This window comes from Wylensekiella montiformis (assembly GCF_009697385.1).
Classification (GTDB): Bacteria; Bacillota; Negativicutes; order Selenomonadales; family Selenomonadaceae; genus Selenomonas_A; species Selenomonas_A montiformis.
Genome location: NZ_VUNL01000016.1, coordinates 1 through 22952, shown reverse-complemented (window position 1 = coordinate 22952; position 22952 = coordinate 1). Strand labels below are relative to the sequence as shown.

19 protein-coding genes are annotated in these 22952 nt (G+C 50.5%); all 19 read right to left on the bottom strand.

Features of this window, described 5'->3' with window-relative positions:
• Window positions 1-41 precede the first annotated feature (41 nt).
• A complete protein-coding gene (locus tag FYJ78_RS11710; protein ID WP_154621572.1) occupies window positions 42-986 on the bottom strand; it encodes a nitronate monooxygenase in 945 nt (314 codons plus the stop codon).
• A gap of 180 nt (window positions 987-1166) precedes the next feature.
• Window positions 1167-1541 (bottom strand): RidA family protein, encoded by a 375-nt coding sequence (locus FYJ78_RS11705; RefSeq protein WP_154621599.1) that lies wholly within the window; start codon window positions 1539-1541, stop codon window positions 1167-1169.
• Window positions 1542-1664: 123 nt separating this feature from the next.
• Window positions 1665-2813 (bottom strand): lactaldehyde reductase, encoded by a 1149-nt coding sequence (gene fucO, locus FYJ78_RS11700; protein WP_154621571.1) that lies wholly within the window; start codon window positions 2811-2813, stop codon window positions 1665-1667.
• Window positions 2814-3166: 353 nt separating this feature from the next.
• Window positions 3167-6211: a type I restriction endonuclease subunit R gene (locus FYJ78_RS11695; protein ID WP_154621570.1), complete on the bottom strand. Its 3045-nt coding sequence runs from the start codon at window positions 6209-6211 to the stop codon at window positions 3167-3169.
• Between the two features lie 121 nt (window positions 6212-6332).
• Window positions 6333-7337, bottom strand: coding sequence for a virulence RhuM family protein (locus tag FYJ78_RS11690; RefSeq protein ID WP_154621598.1), 1005 nt, complete (start codon window positions 7335-7337; stop codon window positions 6333-6335).
• Window positions 7337-8563, bottom strand: a complete 1227-nt coding sequence (locus FYJ78_RS11685) for a restriction endonuclease subunit S (RefSeq protein WP_154621569.1) — start codon at window positions 8561-8563, stop codon at window positions 7337-7339. The genes FYJ78_RS11690 and FYJ78_RS11685 overlap by 1 nt, the downstream gene beginning before the upstream one ends.
• Window positions 8563-10350, bottom strand: coding sequence for a type I restriction-modification system subunit M (locus FYJ78_RS11680; RefSeq protein WP_154621568.1), 1788 nt, complete (start codon window positions 10348-10350; stop codon window positions 8563-8565). The genes FYJ78_RS11685 and FYJ78_RS11680 overlap by 1 nt, the downstream gene beginning before the upstream one ends.
• A gap of 28 nt (window positions 10351-10378) precedes the next feature.
• Window positions 10379-10912: a hypothetical protein gene (locus tag FYJ78_RS11675; RefSeq protein ID WP_154621567.1), complete on the bottom strand. Its 534-nt coding sequence runs from the start codon at window positions 10910-10912 to the stop codon at window positions 10379-10381.
• Window positions 10912-12630 carry an N-6 DNA methylase gene (locus tag FYJ78_RS11670; protein ID WP_154621566.1) on the bottom strand — a complete coding sequence of 573 codons (1719 nt, stop codon included), beginning with the start codon at window positions 12628-12630 and terminating at the stop codon, window positions 10912-10914. Before FYJ78_RS11670 ends, FYJ78_RS11675 begins: the two co-directional genes overlap by 1 nt.
• A 509-nt stretch (window positions 12631-13139) precedes the next feature.
• The gene (locus tag FYJ78_RS11665; protein WP_154621565.1) at window positions 13140-14144 is read right to left on the bottom strand and encodes a GGGtGRT protein; all 1005 of its coding nucleotides are present in this window, start codon (window positions 14142-14144) and stop codon (window positions 13140-13142) included.
• A gap of 48 nt (window positions 14145-14192) precedes the next feature.
• Window positions 14193-14888 (bottom strand): iron-sulfur cluster assembly scaffold protein, encoded by a 696-nt coding sequence (locus FYJ78_RS11660; RefSeq protein WP_154621564.1) that lies wholly within the window; start codon window positions 14886-14888, stop codon window positions 14193-14195.
• A 70-nt stretch (window positions 14889-14958) separates the two neighbouring features.
• Window positions 14959-16488, bottom strand: a complete 1530-nt coding sequence (gpmI, locus tag FYJ78_RS11655; protein ID WP_154621563.1) for a 2,3-bisphosphoglycerate-independent phosphoglycerate mutase — start codon at window positions 16486-16488, stop codon at window positions 14959-14961.
• A gap of 25 nt (window positions 16489-16513) precedes the next feature.
• Window positions 16514-17263, bottom strand: coding sequence for a triose-phosphate isomerase (tpiA, locus tag FYJ78_RS11650; protein ID WP_154621562.1), 750 nt, complete (start codon window positions 17261-17263; stop codon window positions 16514-16516).
• Between the two features lie 89 nt (window positions 17264-17352).
• Window positions 17353-18570, bottom strand: coding sequence for a phosphoglycerate kinase (locus tag FYJ78_RS11645; RefSeq protein WP_154621561.1), 1218 nt, complete (start codon window positions 18568-18570; stop codon window positions 17353-17355).
• A 96-nt stretch (window positions 18571-18666) separates the two neighbouring features.
• Window positions 18667-19689 (bottom strand): type I glyceraldehyde-3-phosphate dehydrogenase, encoded by a 1023-nt coding sequence (gene gap, locus FYJ78_RS11640; RefSeq protein WP_154621560.1) that lies wholly within the window; start codon window positions 19687-19689, stop codon window positions 18667-18669.
• A gap of 283 nt (window positions 19690-19972) precedes the next feature.
• Window positions 19973-21358, bottom strand: coding sequence for a thioether cross-link-forming SCIFF peptide maturase (scfB, locus tag FYJ78_RS11635; RefSeq protein ID WP_154621559.1), 1386 nt, complete (start codon window positions 21356-21358; stop codon window positions 19973-19975).
• A 122-nt stretch (window positions 21359-21480) separates the two neighbouring features.
• The gene (scfA, locus tag FYJ78_RS11630; protein ID WP_072022752.1) at window positions 21481-21618 is read right to left on the bottom strand and encodes a six-cysteine ranthipeptide SCIFF; all 138 of its coding nucleotides are present in this window, start codon (window positions 21616-21618) and stop codon (window positions 21481-21483) included.
• 67 nt (window positions 21619-21685) lie between these two features.
• Window positions 21686-22489, bottom strand: coding sequence for a histidinol-phosphatase HisJ family protein (locus FYJ78_RS11625; RefSeq protein WP_328597720.1), 804 nt, complete (start codon window positions 22487-22489; stop codon window positions 21686-21688).
• Window positions 22449-22730, bottom strand: a complete 282-nt coding sequence (locus FYJ78_RS11620) for a TIGR03905 family TSCPD domain-containing protein (RefSeq protein ID WP_154621557.1) — start codon at window positions 22728-22730, stop codon at window positions 22449-22451. Before FYJ78_RS11620 ends, FYJ78_RS11625 begins: the two co-directional genes overlap by 41 nt.
• Between the last annotated feature and the right edge of the window lie 222 nt (window positions 22731-22952).

The following is a 22952-nucleotide window of genomic DNA, read 5'->3' as shown; positions in this document are numbered from 1 at the left end:
CACAGCCCAGCCAAAACGATTTGTCTTTCCGATCATCACCCTCAGCGCATACGGGCCGGCGCGTTCGTCAGGAGGTCTGCGGCCTCGCGGACAATCCGCCCGAGGATAGCGGCAGCCGGCTCGATTTCCTTCAGCGGCGTCAGGCTCTGCCCCGCCTGCATCATGCCATGTTCCGTATCGCCGTCCACGGCGGCCAGCTTATTCGTCCCCGTCGCCTTCCGCAGCAGTTCCTCCTTCGTCGCCTTGCCCGACAGCTCCAGCGCGACAAACTCCTCCGAAAACTTATTGCGCAGGCCGCGTACCGCGCCGCCGATTGTCGCGCCTGTGACGATGCTGTCCGTATCCGTTGCCGCGAGAAGACACTGCTTCACCTTCTCATGAACCGGACATTCCTCCGCCACGAGAAAGCGCGTCCCCATCTGCACGCCGGCCGCCCCCATGATCAGCGCAGCGGCAAGCCCCCGTCCATCGGCAAAGCCGCCTGCCATAACGACCGGAATCGCGACCTCGGGGATGACCTGCGTCATCAGCGGCATGGTGGCAATCGAACCGATGTGACCGCCCGCCTCCATCCCCTCAGCGACGATCGCATCCGCTCCATTGGCTTCAACACGTTTGGCGAGCCGCACATTCGGCACAACAGGAATCACCTTAATGCCTGCCGCATGAAATTTCCCGAAATACGGCACGGGATTTCCCGCGCCAAGCGTGACAAACGCCGGCTTCTCCTCGCAGATCACCTCGACGATCTCTTCCTTATTCGGCGCCATCAGCATGACGTTTACGCCAAAGGGCTTATTCGTCAGGGTACGGCAGCGCCGAATCTCCGCGCGCGTATACTCCGTCGTACGTCCTCCCGTCGAAATAATCCCCGCACCGCCCGCATTCGACACGGCAGAAGCGAGAGACGCATCAGAAATCCATGCCATCCCGCCCTGCAAAACCGGATAAGATATTCCCAAAAGCTTCGTCAATTTCGTACGCATCACAAAACTCCCTTTCCCTTCTTCCTGAGTATCGTTTCTTCTTCTCATCGGACCGCAGGATCCAATCGATTCTATCCGCTTTATTCGCGCCCTGGGGCAGAAAAACCTTCCGCCGAAACGAAAAACAGACCGGAAAACATCGATTCGTCTTCCGGTCTGCAGGCGCATGCCGCTTTTCACTTATTCCAAAACAGCCAGCGCCTCCACCTCACAGAGCGCCCCCGCCGGCAGATCCTTTACCGCCACACAGCTGCGGGCCGGTTTGCTGACAAAATGCCGGGCGTAAACTTCGTTGAACGCCTTGAAATCGGCAATATCCGCAAGGAAACACGTCGTCTTGACCACGGCGTTCATATCCGTACCTGCCGCCGCCAATACCGCCTCGATATTCCGGCAGCACTGCTCCGCCTGTTCCTCAATCGTCGCAGCGACAATCTTTCCCTCCGCCGGATTGATGGCAATCTGCCCCGACAGATAGAGCGTATTTCCCGCCTGAATCGCCTGACTGTACGGTCCGACCGCAGCCGGCGCATCATTGGTATGAATCGTTTTCATCATCGTACCCCCTGAATTGACAAATGTAACAAATCCTATTGTTATTGTACCCGAAACAGGCATATGCTGCAAGCAAACAAGGACTTACGATATGAACCGGAGGAAAAAACGCTCCGCCGGATTTCACGCCATGATCTTGCGGAACAGATCTTTCACCTGTTCGTGCGTCGCCTCACGCGGGTTGCCCGGATAGCAGGCGTCTTTCAGGGCATCATCGGCCAGCTGATCGAGGTCTTCTTCTTTGATTTTATCCAGGACAGCCGGGATGCCGACATCGGCGGAAAGGGTCCGAACCGCACGGATTGCTGCCGTACGATATTCTTCCTGACTCATCGCATCGACGCCTTTGACGCCCATGGCCCTTGCGACCTCGCGCAGCCGATCTCCAGTGTATTCCTGATTGAACTCCATGGAGATCGGCAGCAGCATGGCACAGGCGACGCCGTGCGGCGTATCATAGTGTGCGGACAGGGTATGCGCCATCGCATGATCGATTCCAAGACCTACGTTGGAAAAGCCCATGCCGGCGATATACTGCCCCAGCGCCATACCGGCGCGCCCCTTCGGATCATTTGCCGTGGCCTGACGCAGGTTTTCGGCAATCAGGCGGATGGCTTCAAGGTGCATCATGTCGGTCATTTCCCATGCGCCCTTCGTCGTATAGCCCTCAATGGCGTGCGTCAGAGCGTCCATGCCGGTAGAAGCGGTCAGCCCCTTTGGCATCGAGGACATCATGTCGGGATCGATCACGGCATAAGCCGGAATGTCATGCTCGTCGACGCAGACGAACTTGCGCACTTTCTCCGGGTCGGTAATCACATAATTGATCGTGACTTCAGCAGCTGTACCGGCTGTCGTCGGCACAGCGATGGTTTTCACGGCATGATGTTTCGTCGGCGCTACGCCTTCCAAAGACCGCACATCAGCAAATTCGGGGTTGGTGATGATAATGCCAATCGCTTTTGCCGTATCCATCGAAGAACCGCCGCCGATGGCGATGATGGAATCCGCCCCGGCCTCCTGATATGCCTTGACGCCATCCTGTACGTTCTGAATGGTCGGATTCGGTTTGATTTCCGAGTAAAGCGCGTAATCGATCCCTGCCTGTTCCAAAAGGGCGGTAACCTTCGCGGTGACGCCGAACTTCACCAGATCCGGATCGGAACAGACGAAGACCTTATGAAAGCCTTCACGCTGTGCAATTCCTGGGATTTCTTCAATGGCGCCCTTGCCATGATACGAAATCGTGTTCAAGACAATACGATTAACCATGCTAAAACCTCCCGAATTTTATTAAGTGTGAAATTTCTAACTTCTATAGCTCATTATACGCCGAAACAAAAAAAATTGCCACAAAAACAAGAAAGATTGCTGCCAAACAAAAAAGGCAGCATGAGAAAAATCTTCAGCAAAAACAGACGCACCAAATAAATATCCCCCGGCATAGCCGGGGGTTTTATATTTACGGCCTTATAAGGCCTCTGCTTACCAGCTGCGCTTAAAAGCGCTTGTCGGTCCGTCATACGCTTACTATATGAGATAAGAAGCATCAAGCACGATGACAACCGCAAAAATGATGAGCATTGACGAAAGGCCAGGGAGTACCCGGCCTTTTTTGGTGTCCATTATTTCTGAAATTCATTGAACATGACGGATGCCAAAGCATTCATGATGGCATGGTAGCGTTCCGATTCCCGGAACATTCGGGTGAAAGTTTCTGTGCTTTCGATGTAGGCATTTTGTGCAGTCTCATCAAAAATCCCCGGGAATACGTTGTTCATGAACATCTGCTGCCCGTTGTTCCTGGCTGCTTTCTGCAGCTTCTTGTTATTTTTGAGCTTTTCATATAGGACAGTGGCTACTACACGGTCGCCTTCTTCAAACTGTCCTGCGAACTGTTCATTGATTTTGGCGATGACTTCTTCGAGGGGGCTTAGGGTTTCTTCATGTTTGACGGGTTTCTTGGGCTTAGCAGGGCCAAACTCGCCTTTTTCTTCCTTTACCAGTTCAATAGAGCCTTCAAAGGTTTTTTGAAGGTTGTAGAATTCCAAGCGCACGCGGTTGTTCAGGTCAAAAGGGGTTTCTGGATCGCTTGGTAGAACCTTGGCCAGATATGAACAGAAGATATACTCCTGGTGCAAGGACTTGTCGAACATTCGCGTAATCTGAGTGATGTAGGAGTACCATTTCACGAATGTGCGGCACATCTTGCGGAACTGATAGCGTTGTTCCTGATTCAGGTCATTATACTTGCGTTGTACAGGTAGCAGCGTGTTCGTAATGGCCGCCTGCGTTTTGTTGTTCTTGCGGGCATTTTCATCAAAATAGATTTTGTTGACATTTTCGATGTCTGTTTCGTCATAGAGCTTATATTCATGGAGCATCTTCTGGACTTTATAGATGGTATCCGTATTGATTTCCTGTTCCAGATATGTCTCCTGATAGAAAGGTTGGAAGGCTTCCAGAATTTCTTCCTTCGTGTTGACGAAATCCAAAATGAAGGTGTCTTCCTTATCTGGGTGGCAACGGTTCAGTCGAGATAAGGTCTGAACTGCTTTTACGCCGCGCAGCTTCTTATCGACAATCATCGTATGCAGCAGTGGCTCATCAAACCCTGTCTGATATTTTTCCGCCACGATGAGTATATTACCTTCGTCGTGGAAGACCTGCTTGGTCTGGGCTTCGGATACGTTATTCCCTTCCGCATCCACGTTCATGTTGCTTTCCTTATATTCCTTGCCACTGGGATCATCCGGATCTTTGATGCTGCCGGAGAAGGCTATCAGGATTTCCACATCATCATAATGATTCGTTGTAAGATACCGCTTGATTTCATGGAAGTAGCGAACAGCCGCAAGACGTGAGGCGGTAACGACCATCATCTTACCCTTGCCCTTAAGTTTTTTCTTCGTGACATCACGGAAGGTTTCGACGATGATGGCAGACTTCTGCTGGATATTATACGGATGCAGCTCGCTGAACCGCTTGATCATCTTCAGGGCTTTTGATTGAGGTACATCGGGATTATCGTCTACGTTTTTAGCCAGTTGATAGCAGGTCTTGTAGGTCGTATAGTTCTGCAGGACATCGAGGATGAACCCCTCTTCGATGGCCTGACGCATGGAATATATATGAAAGGGATGAAATGAGCCGTCCATGTATTCTGTTCCGAACATTTCCAGCGTTTTCTGCTTTGGAGTAGCTGTAAAGGCAAAGAAAGAGAGGTTTTGATGATGACCATGTGCAATCATCTCACGAACCATACGGTCTTCAGAGTCAAGGATCTCATCTTCTGCCTTGCCTTCTATTTCCGCATATTCTTTCAATGCGTCCGAAGTATCGGCCAGGGCCGCTTTCATTTTCATGGCAGAGTTGCCTGTCTGCGAAGAATGTGCTTCATCGACGATGATGGCAAAGCGTTTGCCTGTCATGTCGTTGACTTCTTCATAGATGACTGGGAATTTCTGCAGTGTCGTGACGATGATGCGCTTGCCGGCATTGATGGCGCGTTTTAAATCTTGGGAAGTCTTTTTCTCACCGATGGTTTCCACGCTGCCAAGGGTATGATCAAAGCCAGTGACGGTATCCTGCAGTTGCGCGTCAAGGTTACGGCGGTCAGTTACGATGACAACGGAAGTAAAGATTGGTTCATTATCTGCATTATGGAGCGATGCCAGGCGATAGGCTGTCCAAGCAATGGAATTCGATTTTCCTGAGCCTGCGGAATGCTGAACCAGATAATTGCGTCCAGAACCATACTCACGGACATCGAAAATCAGCTTGCGAACAACGTCCAGCTGATGGAATCGCGGGAAGATGAGCTTCTTCTTCGTGACGCTCGTCATTTTTCCATTCTTCTTGGTCTTCTCCAGCGTAACCTGATAGCTTACGAATTTCTGCAGGATATCGAGCATACTATCTTTCTGCAGGACTCTCTTCCAAAGGTAGGCTGTGACATAATCATTGTCCGAAGTCTGAGGATTCCCCTTTCCTCCATCTGCACCGGGTCCATTACTGCCTTGATTGAATGGCAGGAAGAATGTCTTATCACCATTCAAGGTTGTAGTCATCGCGGCTTCATAAAGATCAACCGCAAAGAACGCCAGAATGCGGTGATTCAAACGGAATGCCGGTTCTCGGGAGTCCCGGTCATACATCCATTGCGCCATACCATTGTCGATGCTCTGTCCCGTCAACTGGTTTTTCAGTTCGATGGCAATTACGGGGATGCCATTGACTGCCAGCATCATATCCACGCTGTTCTTGTTTTTGTCCGTATAATGCCACTGACGGATGCATTGGCAAATGTTCTGCTGATAATGCTTGACTGCCTGCTCATTGAGGGTGGATTCCGGCTTGAAATAGCATACCTTGAAATCCATGCCACGGTGGCGGAAGCCATGGCGGAGAACGGAGACAAGTCCATCCTCAGATACAGCATCTTCAAAGCATTTGTAGAACTTGCGCAATGGGTCAGAATTGCACTGACGTTCGAAACGCTGCCACATAATCGGCTGCGTTTTTTTGACAAATTTTACCAGTGTCTCAATGTCCAAAGCCATATCAATAGAATTCCGATAGCCAGAATCATCTGCTGGCTCATAGCCGCCTGCTGGGCTTATCAGGTATTCTTCTATATTTGCTTCAAACTGTTTCTCATTCTCTGCCAATGAAATCACCTACTTAACCTGTTTTTTCATGTTGTCCTTTTCACAAATAAATTATCGCTGTTTTGTCCAATTGTCCCACAAGTTGTGGGACAATTAAATTCAGGCAAAGCTTGTGCCCATTTTAATTGTCCGCTTCCTGCATCAGTCTGTCAAAATCGCTGACGTAGTGTTTATCCTGCAAAATCCGGTATTGCTCAAACTCGCTTTCCGCAAAGGCCTTGGCGATAGCTGCAGACACTTTACCTTTGTCATGGAGAATTTCTGCATCATTGAATTGCAGGAAAGCGTCCAATTTACTGGCCCAGTCAGCCATGGTCATGGGGATATGGCGGCGGGCCTGACGGGTGGCGTAGTCCAGATACATGGTGACAATCTCGTTAAGCTCTTGCATTTCTTCTTTAGCCAGGTAATTCTTGGCGACTGACACGTCGGCCTTGACGATTTTTCCATCTGGGGCATTTTTCCACGAGGTCAGCCCCATGTGTTCCTTCTTGTGGTTGGCTCTGTCCATGATAAGCTCTGCCGCTGTACTGCCGTGAACGGCATAGTGCATCTTATTCTGCACGGTAGCAAAAAAATCCTTGGTTGTCTTGCTGTCCAGCGTATAGTCCACCGCCGTGGCGTAGATGTCCGTGATTTTTTGATAGAATCGCCGCTCACTGGCGCGAATCTCCTGAATCTCGGAAATCAGGTGGTCAAAATAGTCTTCGTCAAAAATCTGGCCATTGATAAGACGGTTCTTGTCCAACACATATCCCCGCTTGGCAAAGGTGTCCAGCACCTTGGTAGCCCACTGGCGGAATTGGATAGCCCGCTGGGAGTTTACCTTGTAGCCAACGGCGATAATGGCTGACAAAGAGTAGAACTTATACTGATAGGTTTTGCCATTATCGGCAACTTGTGCAAATTTTGCACAAGTTGAACTCTCATCCTGTTCCCCATCCATATAGATTTTCTTCAAGTGCTTGGCAACAACACTGCGGTCAATGTCAAACAACTCTCCCATGGCCTTCTGTGTCAGCCATACATCACCATCCTGTACGCGCACCTCGATGGAACCTACGCCGCTGTCCTTGGTAAATACCAGAAAATCCACCGTGCTGTTGCGGATATTAGCCCTGCCCATCACGCCACCACCTTCCGCTTGCCGGTAACTACTTCGTAGATAAGGGACTTTTTGTAGGCTTCTAGGTCTTCGATAAGAGATTGCTTTGCGTTAATAAGTTCTTCCATATGAGATATTCTTTTATCTAAATAATTGGCAATTTCTATCTGTTCATTGTATGGTGGAACAGGAACTTTTATAGCTCGAAACTGAGAACTGTATGTTCTCCAACGCATCATCATTATCCCTCGCCCAACAGTATAGCATTTCTTTGAAAATCGGTCTGTTCTAAACAGATAATGGTAGTATCTTGAACAAACTTTTGAACCCCCAATGGGCTTATAAACATCATATGCGGGGCTGGTAACCCCTTGATATTCAGAACGCCCCATAGCCCCCATCCAACAAAGGATAATATTTACAACTATATCTTCGGGATATACTTTCTTATAGCCGTCGGCAGTAATAGCCTTATTGCCAGATGTTTTTTCAATATCTGCGTGTTGTATTACACCTTGGTCTGTGTAGAGGGAAATAAGATTTACTTCGCTTAAAGGTTTAAAGTTTCGTTCATCACGCAATTCATAGAGATATCTAATTTGCTTATATTCCCAGTTTGAGGGACACTTATCGAACCAGTCATTATAATGCTTCATCTCAACAGTCTTATCCAAGCCCTTAGTAACAGCTTCATAGATAACCGCCTGTTTCAGTTCCTTGTATTCCTCAATACTGGCTTTAGCTTCAGCAATGATAGCATCTATCTTGGAACAACGGTCATCAAGATAGTTGGAGATATGTTGTTGTTCAAAATAAATAGGTAATGTAATTCGCATATCAGTATAGTTAGATTGTGTCATACTAGGTAAGGCTGTTTGTGTTGAATATCGTTTATAGTCAAAACATGTTGAAAGATAATAATAGTATCTTAATGAATAGCCAGATTTATTCTTAACATCAAATGCTGTATCAACATTCCAATAGCGACCATCTATATATTGTGGAATATCTATTGTTCCCTTACGACCAAGTAAAACAGCAGGACCCTCTTTATATTCGCCACAGGTTCGAAAGCTTTTTTTTCCGCTTCCATAAACCGGAATATCACCTTCAGATTTAGGGTCAGAACCATTAGATATTTTTACAAAATATTTTGCACTTGCTACCTTCCAATCATTTGGGATAAAGCCAAGATATTCTACCCCACTATACTTCATTTCCTGTTCATCACGCATTATAGCCTTCATTATGCTTCCTCCCCAAACAGTTCATGGAGTTTAGCCATCAAACTCTTTTCGTGCTCTTCAATGCGCTTAGCAATAACATCAGCAGGCTCAATTTGCTTGTATTCATAGAAAGTCCGGGTAAAGGGAATCTCATAGCCCACCTTGGTCTTTTTCTTATCAATCCACGCATCTGGATTATAGGGCAGAACCTCGCGTTCAAAGTAAGCATCGATATCTTCATCCAAGGGGACGTTTTCCGTATCGCGTTTCTTGGTGTCAGCCACGGGCTTGTTCTTCTTGAGAACCTTGTCGCCGTTTTCATCCAGTTCCGGGGATTCCACCGTAATCTTGTTGTAGCCAAGGGTTACGGCGTCCAGCACTTTGCTTTTGACAGTAATCTCGTTGCCGTTCTCGTCCGTGTCCTTGAAGTTGCCGTCCGTGTAATCCCCATAAAGCTTGACGATAAGGTCACGGCAGGCACCTGTTATATCCACCCGCTTGTTGCCGATGTTCTTGCGGCGGCTGGTGTAGCACTGGCTGGCATCGATGAGCTGTACTTTGCCAGCGCGTTCCTCGGGCTTGTCCTTGGTAACAATCCATACATAAGTGGCAATACCCGTGTTATAGAACGAATCATTCGGCAGCTGTACAATGGCATCCAGCCAGTCATTTTCAATGAGATAACGGCGGATTTCGGACTGACCAGAGCCAGCGTCACCCGTGAACAGCGACGAACCATTCTGAATGATAGCCATGCGCCCGGTGTCTTTCAGTTTGGCTACACCGTTTAGCATAAAGAGCATCTGACCATCCGATTTTGATGGCAGCCCTGGGGCGAATCGTCCATTAGCGCCCTTCTTATGCTCCGCAGTAACTTCCTTCTCCTCGCGCTTCCAAGGAATGCCGAAAGGGGGATTCGAGATGATATAGTCAAACTCATAGCCCGTGAATTTATCATCAGAGAGGGTATCACCGAACTGCATATTATCGGGATCGCCGCCACGAATCAGCATATCGGCTTTGGCAATACCGAAGGTGAAGGGATTGAACTCCTGTCCAAACACGTTGATGTCGGCATCTGCATCCAACGCTTTCAAACGTTCTTCCATACAGGTAAGCATCTGACTGGTGCCCATGGTCATATCGTAGACGGTCTTGGAGATACCATCCTCTTCAAAGGCATTCTTATCGCCAGCCACCAGCAGGTCACACATCAGATAGATGATGTCGCGGCTGGTGAAATGCGCTCCGGCTTCTTCATTGTAGGACTCGGAAAAGCGCTGAACGAGATTCTCGAAAATGTAGCCCATATCGACGGCAGCCACATTTTCGGGGGAGAAATCGGCTTTATCGGAATTGAAGTCCGAGATGACCTGATAAAGCAAGCCACCTTCCACCATACGATTGATCTGTGCCGGAAAATCCATGCGGGCAAGGATATCCTGCACATTGTCCGAAAAGCCGTTCAGATAGGCTTTGAAATTGTCTTCGATATTTTCTGGGTCAGCAACCAGTGTCTTGAACGTGAATTTGCTAGTATTATAGAACTGATAACCGGAAGCCTTCTTCAAAAAGCCATCCTTAACAGCCAGTTCCTTGACTTTGGCATAAGTTTCCAGCACCTTCTCCTGTGTCGGCAGCAGGCAGTCATGGAATCGCTTGATGACCGCCATCGGCAGGATTACTAAGCCATATTCGTGCGGTTTGAAAGCACCAACGAGGTCATCAGCTACCGACCATACCAGTGCTGCTTTTTCCTGTATATTCTTCCCGACCTGTGAAATCATCTCATTGCTATTTTCTGCCATATATATTCATCCTTCCTGCTGACAGCCTTCAGGCTGCCAGATAGCCACTTTCAATTTCTTTATGAATTGCCTGCCGAAGATTTGTCTTTGTGATTTTTAACTGCTCATTACTGCAAAGGCGGATAATCTTGGGGAATCCATCTGACTGTTCCATATTGGCGATGGCGCTGGAGAAGTCTCCCTTTCCATTAGTCGAATGAGGCATCGCTCCCACGAGCACCAGCCGATATTTATTATTGTATCTCAACTTCTGGTATGGAAAATTTTTCAGCTCATCGTAGCCAAGATGGATTTCAATACGATCCTTGGCTATATGCTCACTTTTCAACGTTGCCAGAATTTCACGTTCCTTGATGCTCGGAGCACCAATAATTAATATTTTACCATCCTTGCAGCTATCTTCCCAATAGGTAGCTGCTTCTTGTGGTGTTAAATGGCCAAGACCAATGCTATTTAGATAAGAAGCTAACTTTTGGTCTTTCCATGCGCGCTGTAAATGTTGGAATATCTCAGTATTTACTGCAGCCACAAGATCCTGAAAGCTCTCCTCTGAAATAGCCATCAGTCTTCACCTCCCATCAGACTAGCAATGCGGTTACGAACTAACGCGGCTTGCTTCTCGATTGTGGTCAATTCGGAAATAAGAGATTCGTATTTCTCGACAAGCTCTAACTGTTCTTTCATCGGAATCATCGGAATCATGACTTGCTCCAACGACTTTCTCGAAATGCTAACCAATGCTGCCCCTTGCGCGAAAGCATTCAACATTTCAATTCCCTTATTGCTATTCAGGAATAACATGGCATAAACCGGGTGAATCTTTTCGGAATCAAGACGCAGATAGAATAGATTGCCATTAGCCAAGACCTTCTGTTTACCCATATCGGGCATAACAGCAATCTTGAACGGAGGCATACGTGAAATCAATAAATCTCCGGTAGATACCGTGAATTTTTCGTTTTTGGCATCAATCTCTTTCAAGAAGGGAAGATCCTTCTGAACACGGTTATCTTGGATATTCTGAAGCATTAAATACTGGTATGGTGTAGGCGCATCACTGACCAGGGCTTGTAATTCTTTTGAAGGCAGCGTACTTCCACGCTGGATAGATAGTGCAAGTTTGCCCAATGGAACACCATTTTTGATTGTAGCGGAAATATCATGCAAATAACTTGCTGGAATCAGATTGAACTGGTTAGCCTCAAGTTGCTTATGTGAAATCAGCTTGCTGTTATCGGAATCTTCTTCCATTGCTTGACAGATAGAATCAACGTCGTTCTCGGATAGTGTGGTTACTCGCATGCTTTGGGTGCCTAACGCAGAAGCGTCTATCATGCGAACTGCAGTATTGTCGTTGCTGAAGACTAGAAGATGTGTTTGTACGTTGGTATACGGCATATACAGGCCGGACGGTAAGGTGATAACAGCTTCTAGTTTCCCACTCTTCACAAGCATTTCGCGAACTGCTTGTACACCACGATTATCACGGAATAAAGGAGCAGCTGATGTAACGGCAACAGTCCGACCAGGATCATTCTGACACAGGATAGCAGAGAAAATGAATCCCCAATCCCCTCTATCAACGCGTGGTATTGAGTTTAGCAGCATTGAATATTGACTATTGGAAAAATCAAATTCAGATCTATACCCGAAGGGGGCATGAATAAAGACCTTGTCAGCCTTGAAATAATCATGCTCCATCGTCAAGACATTTTCCTGCTTGATATTAATAGGGTTATCTAAGAGCCAGGAGCGAATATTGCTGACGATTATACAATCTGTTGATATTTCTACATCGGTGATAGCACTACTCTCTGTAGTCCTTAGCAGATTGATGGAAGCATTGGCATCTCCGGAGCATAAGTCTAGTACGTTATCTGATAAGGTTATATCAAGAAGATGACCAGCTAAAAGGCTTAAACAATCCGGGGTAGGGAAAATGCCCCCCTTACCGTTACTAAAGAATAACGCCACTGCTTTCAGTTCTTTCATATTGGCACTGTTAGAATATTTCAGGATCATATCCCAGTGTTCTTGTACAAAACCAAGAAGAAATCCTTTGGTAGCGAAATCTGTAATTGATTTGTCTATATGTTTTTGTAATTCAATTTGAGTAGATAAATCTGTACTCCTGGTCTTGTATGCTAAAGCAGCTAATGCCGTTAACAGTTTTGTATAATGATAGGAGCTATATCCGATTTCACGTAGCATATCAATCCCAATAGAGGCTGTCTTATGCCAATTGGTGGTATACAAAGTATTGAGTTCATCATGTAACATATGTATCTTCTCCCTTCGAGATCTTGTGTACTTCGTTTTCGATGGTTTTATAATAAACGATATTCCTCTGTTTGTCAAGCGGTTATTAATAACCAAAATATTTTTTGAGGGTTGTTAATAACCAAGCGATAATATTATCAAAGATTTTCCTTTATAAGTTTTTAGATGCTTCTTTTATCCAGAAGAGCTTATATATAGTTAATAATATGAATGAAATGTTTACTGTTGGTTAATATGATATTTACACTCCCATTTTGTATGTGATAAACTATGTACATCGTGATCTTTCATTACGATATACCTCCTTTGTCGTATTGGTTGCAGTTGACGGACCGCAACTTCATACTTCAAGGGAGGTTTATTAAATCCTTTAAAGACTCATCGCTAAAGCTTTATCGAACCCCTGGTCTAACCAGGGTTTTCTATATACAAAAAACCGCAGCCCGATAGGACTGCGGTTTTTCTGCCCGATGACAGCGCTTGGCCGGTCATCGTCTGTCAGCAATCATTTATTTGTTCATGGCTTCCTGCACGGCAACCGCGACAGCGACCGTCATGCCGACCATCGGGTTGTTGCCGGCGCCGATGAGGCCCATCATGTCGACGTGTGCCGGTACGGAGGAGGAGCCTGCGAACTGGGCATCGCTGTGCATGCGGCCCATCGTATCCGTCATGCCGTAGGAAGCAGGGCCTGCGGCCATGTTGTCCGGATGGAGCGTACGGCCCGTGCCGCCGCCGGAAGCAACCGAGAAATACTTCTTGCCCTTCTCGATGCACTCCTTCTTGTAGCAGCCGGCAACCGGATGCTGGAAGCGCGTCGGGTTCGTGGAGTTGCCCGTGATGGAGATATCGACATCTTCCATATGCATGATGGCAACGCCTTCCTGTACGGAGTCAGCACCGTAGCACTTGACCTGAGAACGCTCCGGATCGCTGCCGTAAACGATCGTGTCAACGACGTTGACCTTATTGGTCTTGTAGTCGTAGTCCGTCACGACATAGGTGAAGCCGTTGATGCGGCTGATGATCTGCGCTGCATCTTTGCCGAGGCCGTTGAGGATGACGCGCAGCTTGTTCTTGCGAACCTTGTTCGCCGTCTTGGCGATACCGATGGCGCCCTCAGCAGCCGCGAAGGACTCGTGGCCGGCGAGGAAGCAGAAGCAGCCTGCTTCTTCCGACAGAAGCATCGCGCCGAGATTGCCGTGGCCGAGGCCGACTTTGCGGTGGTCTGCGACAGAGCCCGGTACGCAGAAGGCCTGCAGGCCTTCGCCGATAGCCTTGGCCGCTTCCACAGCCGTCGTGACGTTCTTCTTGATGGCGATGGCGGCGCCGAGCGTATAAGCCCATTTTGCGTTTTCAAAAGCGATCGGCTGGAGATCTTCTACGATCTGATACGGGTTAATGCCCTTGTCAGCGCAGATCTTCTTGGCATCCTCGATGGAGGCAATTCCATACTGTTTGCAGACTTCGTTGATTTTGTCAATGCGGCGCTCATAGCCTTCGAATAATGACATTCTATTCATTCCTTTCGATTTGGTTCCCAATAACTCGTAAGAGACATCTTACTCTTCGCGCGGATCGATGAACTTCACGCCGTCAGCGAAGCGGCCTTTCGTGCTCGTATTCGCCTTAATCGCTTCGTTGGCGTCTTTGCCCTGACGGACTGCCTCAAGGACTTTGCCGACCTGAACGACTTCATAGCCGATGATGCGGCCTTCTTTGTCGAGCGCGAGTTTCGTAACATAGCCTTCTGCGAGTTCGAGGTAACGCGGGCCTTTCTTGAGCGTACCATAGAGCGTGCCGACCTGACTGCGCAGGCCCTTGCCGAGGTCGTCAAGACCGGCGCCGACCGGCAGACCGTCATCGGAGAACGCCGTCTGGCTGCGGCCATAAGCGATCTGAAGGAAGAGCTCGCGCATCGCCGTGTTGATCGCATCGCAGACGAGGTCCGTGTTCAGCGCTTCAAGAACCGTCAGGCCCGGCAGAATCTCAGCCGCCATAGCAGCGGAATGCGTCATGCCGGAGCAGCCGATCGTCTCGACGAGCGCTTCCTGAATGATGCCGTCCTTGACGTTGAGCGTCAGCTTGCAGGCGCCCTGCTGCGGAGCGCACCAGCCGACACCATGCGTCAGACCGCTGATGTCCTGAACATTCTTGGATTTGACCCATTTGCCTTCTTCAGGAATCGGAGCAGCGCCATGGTGTACTTCCTGCGCTACACATGCCATGTCTTCCACTTTCTGTGAATAAGCAATCATTGTTCGTATTCCTCTCTTTTCTAAAATATAATACTGAGACGCATAAACCGCCTCTGGTTTACCAATCACATTACAGTTCGACGAGATTTTTTCCCGTCATTTCCGACGGAATCTCAATGCCTGCCAGCGTCAAAAGCGTCGGCGCAATATCGCAGAGCGCTCCGTCCGCGACCGATTTAACCCGGTCGGAGACGACGATGAACGGAACCGGATTCGTCGTGTGCTTCGTGAACGGCTGGTTGTTCTCATAGTCCATCATCTTATCGGCGTTGCCATGATCCGCAGTAATGCAGACCTCGCCGCCGACCTCGCGGATGGCATCGACAAACCGGCCCACGCAGGTATCGACAGTTTCCACAGCCTTGACGACCGCAGGGAACACACCCGTATGTCCGACCATATCGCAGTTCGCATAGTTGAGAATGATGAAGTCGTATTTCCGGGATTTGATGGCGTCTACGACCTTGTCCGTCACTTCGATCGCACTCATTTCCGGCTGCAGGTCATAAGTCGCGACTTTCGGCGACGGGACAAGGATGCGATCCTCGCCCTTGTACGGCTCCTCAACGCCGCCGTTGAAGAAGAACGTGACATGCGCATATTTCTCCGTCTCGGCGATGCGCAGCTGCGTCAGGCCCTTGTCCTGAATGATCTCGCCCAGCGTATGACTGATGAATTCCGGCGGGAACGCGACTTTGGCATTCATGCCGTCCTCGTACTGGGAGAACGTAGCGAACGGAACCTTGAGCGCTTCGTCGCGCTCGAATCCGTCGAAGGCCGTATCCACAAAAGCATGGGTGAGCTGGCGGGCACGGTCCGGACGGAAGTTGAAGAAAATCGCTCCGTCGCCGTTTTTCATGCCGTTATAGCCCTTGATCACGCACGGCACAACGAATTCATCGTTTGCCCCGTTCTCATAGCTGGCATTAAGCCCCTCTTCCGGCGAATCCGCACTGACGCCTTCGGCATGAGCAATCGCCTCATAGGCCTTCTGCTCACGGTCCCAGTTGTGGTCGCGGTCCATCGCATAATAGCGGCCGCTGATCGTCGCAATCGTGCCGACGCCGATCTCCTGACATTTCTCCTCAAGCTCCTTGAGAAACGGACCGGCGCTCTGAGGAGGTACATCGCGGCCGTCCAGGAAGGCGTGAACATACACTTCCTGAATATCGTTCCGCTTAGCCAGCTCAAGAAGCGCATACAGATGACCCTGATGGCTGTGAACGCCGCCCGGAGAAACCAGTCCGAGCAGGTGAAGCGCGCCGCCTTTTTCCTTCACGCCGCGGACGATATCGAGCAGCGCCTCATTCTTGAAGAAATCGCCGTTTTTGATATCGCGCGTGATGCGCGTCAGCTGCTGATAGATGACGCGGCCGGCGCCGATGTTGGTATGGCCGACCTCGGAGTTGCCCATCTGCCCGTCCGGCAGACCGACGTATTCGCCCGAAGCCTGCAGCTGACTGTTCTTGTACTTTGCCAAAAGGCCATCGAGCACCGGAGTTTTGGCGACCTGCACGGCATTGTTCTTATCGCTTTGATCGCCCAGTCCGCAGCCATCCATGATGATGAGCGCGACCGGCGCATTTTTGAGTGTTGCCATAATAAGATATTGCTCCTTCTGCGAATCAGTAATTGACGATCTCGCTGAAGTCCTTGGCTTTCAGCGAAGCGCCGCCGACGAGAGCACCATCGACATTCGGCTGCTTCATGAGATCTTTGATCGTAGCCGGCTTCACGCTGCCGCCGTACTGGATGCGGATGGCATCGGCAGCGTCCTTGCCGAATTTGCCTTCCACGGTCTGACGGATATGCGCGCAGACCTCTTCCGCCTGTTCAAAGGAAGCCGTCTTGCCCGTGCCGATCGCCCAGATCGGCTCATAGGCGATGACGAGCTTGCCGACCTCTTCCGGCTTGAAGCCGGCCAGAGCTTCGAGCACCTGAAAAGCGACCATCTCAAGATACGAGCCGCGCTCGCGAATCTCCAGCGGCTCGCCGCAGCAGATGATCGGCGTGATGCCGGCGGCAAACGCTGCATGGGCGCGCTTGTTGACGCCTTCATCCGTCTCGCCGAAATAACCGCGGCGCTCGCTGTGCCCAAGGACACAGTAGTCGACGCCGATCTCGTTCAGCATACCCGTCGAAATCTCGCCCGTGAATGCGCCGTGGTCTTCCCAATGCACATTCTGTGCGCCGACATGGATATTCGTTCCCTTGACCGCCTCTGCAACGGAGGACAGCGCCGTAGCCGTCGGGCATACCACAACGTCTGCCTTCGCATCCTTGACCAGCGGAGCCAGAGCCTTGACCAGCTCAACGCCCTCTTTGATCGTATTGTTCATCTTCCAGTTGCCGGCAATAATCGGAGTTCTAGCCATTCTGTAAAATCCTCCCTATCGTAAAACACCTGTTGAGGTATACACCTTCATCCTGCAGCCTTTCGGGGGCCGGAAGGCTACCATCGCTTTTATTTGTCTGCAATCGCCGCAATGCCCGGCATTTCCTTGCCTTCAAGGAATTCCAGCGTAGCGCCGCCGCCGGTGGAAACATGGGAGATCTTATCCGTCAGGCCCGTTTTCTTGAGCGCCGCAACGGAATCACCGCCGCCGACGATGGAAATGGCGCCTGCATCCGTAGCGTCGGCTACCGCTTTCGCCACAGCCAGCGTACCTTTGGCGAACTCATCGCACTCAAATACGCCCATCGGCCCGTTCCAAATGACCGTCTTGGCACCCTTGAGCGCCTCGACATAAGCCTTGCTCGTCTTTTCACCGGAATCCAGAGCTTCCCAGCCGTCCTCGACCTTATCGACATCGACGACCTTCATCTTGCCTTCCTTCTTCCACTTCTCTGCATCAGCGAGCGGGAACATGTTGGCCACAGCGAGGTCCAGCGGCAGAACGACCTTGACGCCCTTCTCCTCGGCCTTTTTGAGAATGTCGCGCGCCAGATCGTATTTGTCCGGCTCGCAGAGAGAATCGCCGATCGGCAGGCCCTTGGCCGCATCAAAGGTGTGCGCCATGCCGCCGCCGATGATGATCGTATCGCATTTGTCCAGCAGGTTCGTGATCACGCCGATCTTATCCGAAACCTTGGCGCCGCCGATGATGGCGACGAACGGATGCTGCGGGGCTTCCAGCGTCTTGCCGATGTAGTTGATTTCCTTTTCCATCAGGAATCCGGCAACGCATTCAATATATTTCGGAACGCCGGCATTGGAAGCATGAGCGCGATGGGAAACACCGAACGCATCGTCCACGGCAAGGTCAGCCAGCGAAGCAAGCTGCTTGGCAAATTCCGGATCGTTCTTCTTCTCTGCCTTGTGGTAGCGGAGGTTCTCCAGCAGGAGGACTTCACCCGGCTTGAGATCCGCGGCCAGCTTTTCCGCCTCCGGGCCTACGCAGTCCGAAGCCCATTTTACGTCTTTGTTCAGCAGCTCGGAAAGATGCTTCACGAGATGCTTCGTAGAGAACTGCGGCTCGCGGGCCTCCGTCGGACGGCCGATATGGCAGGCGAGGATGACCGCCGCGCCATGATCCAGCAGGTAGTTGATCGTCGGCAGCGTGCGCACCATGCGCGTATCGTTCGTAATGTTCTGATGCTCGTCAAACGGGACATTGTAGTCGACGCGGACAAAAACCTTCTTGCCCTTTACGTCAACGTCTTTGATGGTTTTCTTATCCATTTTCTCAACCTCCAAAAATTACGGCATGAAGAAAGGTCCGGCCCAAACTTTAGGCCGGACCTCAAAAGATCTTCGTGTTATTCAGCTAAGCGCGAATTATTTTACTTCCTCAGCGAAGTATTTGATCGTACGAACCATCTGGCTCGTGTAGCTGTTCTCGTTGTCATACCAGGAAACAACCTGTACGAGGGAGTTGCCGTCGCCCGTATGGGAAACCATCGTCTGCGTAGCATCGAACAGGGAGCCGTAACGCATGCCGACGATATCCTTGGAAACGATCTCGTCTTCGTTGTAGCCGAAAGACTCCGTCTGAGCAGCCTTCATAGCGGCATTGATGCCCTCAACCGTAACTTCGCCCTTGACAACAGCATAGAGCAGCGTCGTGGAGCCGGTCGGGGTCGGAACGCGCTGTGCTGCGCCGATGAGCTTGCCGTTCAGATCCGGCAGAACAAGGCCGATTGCCTTAGCTGCACCGGAGGAAGCCGGAACGATGTTCTCGGAAGCAGCGCGGCTGCGGCGCAGGTTGCCTTTGCGCTGCGGGCCATCGAGAACCATCTGGTCGCCCGTGAACGCATGAATCGTCTGCATGATGCCGCTCTGGATCGGAGCGAACTTGTTGAGTGCGTCCGCCATCGGAGCGAGGCAGTTCGTCGTGCAGGAAGCAGCGGAGATAACTTTCGTGCCAGCCGGGATCGTCTTGTGGTTCGTGTTGAATACGATCGTCGGGAGGTCGTTGCCAGCCGGAGCGGAGATGACGACTTTCTTAGCGCCAGCTTCCAGATGTGCAGAAGCCTTTTCTTTGGACGTATAGAAGCCCGTGCACTCGAGAACAACGTCTACATCGTGCTTTGCCCAAGGAATGTTCTTTGCATCTTTCTCGGCATAGATCTTGATCGTCTTGCCTTTGACCGTGATGGTGCCAGCCTCATCATCAGCCGAAACCGTGTCCGCATACTCATACTTGCCCTGAGAAGAATCATACTTCAGCAGGTAAGCGAGCATCGACGGCTTCGTGAGGTCGTTGATAGCAACTACTTCATAACCTTCCGCATCAAACATCTGACGGAATGCAAGACGGCCGATACGACCAAAACCATTGATAGCAACTTTTACTGCCATTGAAAATTACCCCCTAAATTCTTTAGAAGTTCAGTTCTTACAGGTCTAATCATACAATAAGCAAAGGCGAAATGTCAATGTTTTTATCATAAATTTAAGCAATTATTCCATGAATCGGTTTCGTTGTTTTTTGAATATTCACTACAAATAAATAACAATATTCTTTCGCCATCTATACAGGCAGAAACAAAAAAAAGCAATAGAATTTGCGGTAAAAAACAGTGGGATGCGACAAGGCAATTTCCTTGTCGCATCCCACTTCTGCAATAAATAATATTTATGCCTATGCATCCTCTTTTTCCAGCGCCAGCAAAGCCTGAACATAGATCGCGCATTCCAGCCGCTTCTTCTGGATCTCGCAGCCCACCTCATAGGGCTGGCGGATGTCGCCGTGGAAAAGATCCGCATTCGCATGGCAGCCGCCGGAGCAGAAAAATCTGGACCAGCAGTCGCGGCATTTCGGCTTGTTCAGCACATGACTCTCGCGGAAATACTGCGACAGCGCATGATCCGTGATGCCTTCATCCACATGGCCGATCCGGTATCCCTCGCGGCCGACGAACTGATGGCACGGATAGAGGTCGCCGTTTTCGGCCACCGCCACATACTCATGTCCGGCGCCGCAGCCGGACAGGCGCTTTGCCACGCACGGCCCGTTGGAAAGGTCCATGTTAAAATGGAAGAAAAAGAATCCCTTTCCCTCGCGGTGACGCTTCATATAAGCCTCCGTCAGCCGGTCGTACTCCTCGCGGATGCGCGGCAGATCCTCCTCCGTAAAGCCCAGCGGACTGTCCTTCATGACCACCGGCTCCATCGACAGGATATCAAAGCCTTCATCGTTCATGGACAGGACATCTTTGGTAAAATCCATGTTCTTTTTCGTGTATGTGCCGCGCAGATACGTATAAACACCACGGTAATCGTAATCTCCGCCCCTGCGGCTGTCCACACAGCGATGGAAGTTTTGGATTACCCGGTCATAGGAGCCATGGCCGCCGGCATCCGGCCGCATGGCGTCATGGACTTCCCGGCGTCCGTCCAGAGACAGCACCAGCGCAAAGTCGTTGTCATTGAGCCACTGGATGTTCTCGTCATTCAGCAGCATGCCGTTCGTCGTCATCGTGAGCTTGAACTTCTTGCCCGTCTCCTTCTCGCGCCGGCGGACATATTCCGTCACGGCCTTCACCGTCTTCATGTTCATCAGCGGCTCGCCGCCGAAGAAATCCAGCTCCAGATGTTTGCGCGGGCCGCTGGCCTTGATGAGATAGTCCACCGCCTTCCGCCCGATCTCCGGCGTCATGACGGCGCGCTTCTGGCCATAACTTCCGCCGTCGCCAAAGCAGTATTTGCAGCGCAGATTGCAGTCCTGCGCCACCATGAGGCACAGCGATTTGACAAGCCCCGTCTGGCGGAACGTCGGCGGCACATCGATATCCGGCGCAAAAAGCTCTCCGGCCTCCATCAGTTCGTGAAGCTCGGACAGCGCTTCCCGGATATCCTCCGCCGCATAAGTCCCGCTCCAGATCCTGACGACCTCTTCCTCATTGCCGCCGTCAAAGGTGTCCATGAGATCATAGATCATCCGGTCGACGACATGAACTGCTCCGCTGTTGATATCCAGCAGAATATAAGTCCCGTTCTGCTCAAATTTATGAATCTTTGCTTTCATCTATTTATACTCCTGTTCTCTCCGCTTCCAGCAGACCGCGCACGAGCCGCTGAGATGCACTTCGATGGGCATTCCATAGAAAAAGGCCCTCCCGAAAGGGAAGGCCCCCCGCGATATGGCGGTTATTTTTCGCAGACCTGATTGCCAACCGTGCAGGAAGTCTTGCAAGCGGACTGGCAGGAAGCCTGACACTCGCCGCAGCCGCCCGTCTTGAGCGTAGCCTGCATGGATGGCTTGTTGACCGTCTTGATGTGCTTCATCATTCGCCCTCCTATCCAAGTAGAATCTCTTTCTATTATATCTGCTTTTGCAGCGCAGTACAAGGAATTATTCCCCGCAAATTTCCATCCTGCGCTGACGGAACGTCACGATCTGCAGTCCGAGCGCCGCGGCAAAATCCTGCGCGGCGGCAAAATTCATGCCGACGGCATCCGCCGTATGCGCATCAGACCCCAGTGTAAGGAAGCGGCCGCCCATCTCCCGATAACGGCGATATACCGGCACCAGCTCTTTCAGCGCCAGCGTTTCCCCCAGACGGCGCGTATTGAGTTCCAGTACGGTATCGGTATCGATAAGGGCCTGAAGCACATCGTCGATCTCCTCCTGAAACGTGCCGTAATCCACCTCCGGATTGTCATACGGCGCGTAGCGGGCAATGTAATCGATATGCCCCATCACATCGATGAATGAGTGGAGCCGCACATTTTCTGCCATCTGCCGATAATACCGGCGGTAAAACGACGCCTTTTCTTCATCGCCATACGCTTCTTTATAATAGATATCTTTTCCGTCGATCAGATGAACCGAGCCGATCACGAGATCAAACGGCGCCATATCGATAAACGCCCGGCTTCCTTCGCAGGTTCTGTCCCACATGCCGATCTCCACGCCGAGCCGCAGCCTGTCGCCGCGCAGCGGCGCATACGCCTCCCAGTATTCCCCGGGATCAAACGTAAACGAAATCGGCCCCGGATAAGCCAGATCCAAATGCTCCGTAAAGACGAGTCCAAGCCCCAGCGATTCGGCTGCCGCCAGCGCGTCTGCCGCCTTCATCTCCGAATCCCCTGAGAATTCCGTATGGCTGTGGCTGTCAAAGATCATGGCTTTCCCCTTCCCGCTGTTCCGCCTCATAGGCCTCCTGCAGAGCGACGGCCAGCTGATCCGGGCAGGAAGTCGGCCTGTTGCCGCAGCGGTTCCCCCGGAACCGGCTGATAACGAAATCGATATCCATCCCCCGAACCAGTTTTGCAATGCCGGACAAATTCCCATTGCATCCGCCTTCAAACGCCACCTGCTCAATCGTTTTGCCGTTCAGCCGGACTGTGATCCGGCGGGAACAAGTTCCCTTCGTCCGGTATTCGTATTCATACATTCCCATCAGTCTCCTTTTCATCTTGTCTTTTTCTCTTACATCATACGGGATTTTGTCCGGATTTACAATTCTTTATCCGAAAATTTTAAAAAAGTAGGCGGATTGTATAATTAAGTTGAACACTTAAAAATCCATAGCGAACCTTTGTGGTAAAATGTAGTTGCACAAAAACACAACCACAAAGGAGAATCGCTATGGATCAAAATCATTTTACCACGGATA

What these genes read in the sequence shown, in the direction of transcription:
- FYJ78_RS11670 (WP_154621566.1), bottom strand. Translation starts at nt 12,630, where the DNA reads ATGTTACATGATGAACTCAATACTTTGTATACCACCAATTGGCATAAG.
- FYJ78_RS11620 (WP_154621557.1), bottom strand. Translation starts at nt 22,730, where the DNA reads ATGTATGAATACGAATACCGGACGAAGGGAACTTGTTCCCGCCGGATC.
- FYJ78_RS11665 (WP_154621565.1), bottom strand. Translation starts at nt 14,144, where the DNA reads ATGTCATTATTCGAAGGCTATGAGCGCCGCATTGACAAAATCAACGAA.
- FYJ78_RS11690 (WP_154621598.1), bottom strand. Translation starts at nt 7,337, where the DNA reads ATGGGCAGGGCTAATATCCGCAACAGCACGGTGGATTTTCTGGTATTT.
- scfB (WP_154621559.1), bottom strand. Translation starts at nt 21,358, where the DNA reads ATGAAAGCAAAGATTCATAAATTTGAGCAGAACGGGACTTATATTCTG.
- FYJ78_RS11625 (WP_328597720.1), bottom strand. Translation starts at nt 22,489, where the DNA reads ATGAGGCGGAACAGCGGGAAGGGGAAAGCCATGATCTTTGACAGCCAC.
- FYJ78_RS11675 (WP_154621567.1), bottom strand. Translation starts at nt 10,912, where the DNA reads ATGGCTATTTCAGAGGAGAGCTTTCAGGATCTTGTGGCTGCAGTAAAT.
- gap (WP_154621560.1), bottom strand. Translation starts at nt 19,689, where the DNA reads ATGGCAGTAAAAGTTGCTATCAATGGTTTTGGTCGTATCGGCCGTCTT.
- FYJ78_RS11705 (WP_154621599.1), bottom strand. Translation starts at nt 1,541, where the DNA reads ATGAAAACGATTCATACCAATGATGCGCCGGCTGCGGTCGGACCGTAC.
- FYJ78_RS11660 (WP_154621564.1), bottom strand. Translation starts at nt 14,888, where the DNA reads ATGATTGCTTATTCACAGAAAGTGGAAGACATGGCATGTGTAGCGCAG.
- FYJ78_RS11685 (WP_154621569.1), bottom strand. Translation starts at nt 8,563, where the DNA reads ATGAAGGCTATAATGCGTGATGAACAGGAAATGAAGTATAGTGGGGTA.
- FYJ78_RS11710 (WP_154621572.1), bottom strand. Translation starts at nt 986, where the DNA reads ATGCGTACGAAATTGACGAAGCTTTTGGGAATATCTTATCCGGTTTTG.
- tpiA (WP_154621562.1), bottom strand. Translation starts at nt 17,263, where the DNA reads ATGGCTAGAACTCCGATTATTGCCGGCAACTGGAAGATGAACAATACG.
- scfA (WP_072022752.1), bottom strand. Translation starts at nt 21,618, where the DNA reads ATGAAGCACATCAAGACGGTCAACAAGCCATCCATGCAGGCTACGCTC.
- FYJ78_RS11680 (WP_154621568.1), bottom strand. Translation starts at nt 10,350, where the DNA reads ATGGCAGAAAATAGCAATGAGATGATTTCACAGGTCGGGAAGAATATA.
- FYJ78_RS11645 (WP_154621561.1), bottom strand. Translation starts at nt 18,570, where the DNA reads ATGGATAAGAAAACCATCAAAGACGTTGACGTAAAGGGCAAGAAGGTT.
- fucO (WP_154621571.1), bottom strand. Translation starts at nt 2,813, where the DNA reads ATGGTTAATCGTATTGTCTTGAACACGATTTCGTATCATGGCAAGGGC.
- gpmI (WP_154621563.1), bottom strand. Translation starts at nt 16,488, where the DNA reads ATGGCAACACTCAAAAATGCGCCGGTCGCGCTCATCATCATGGATGGC.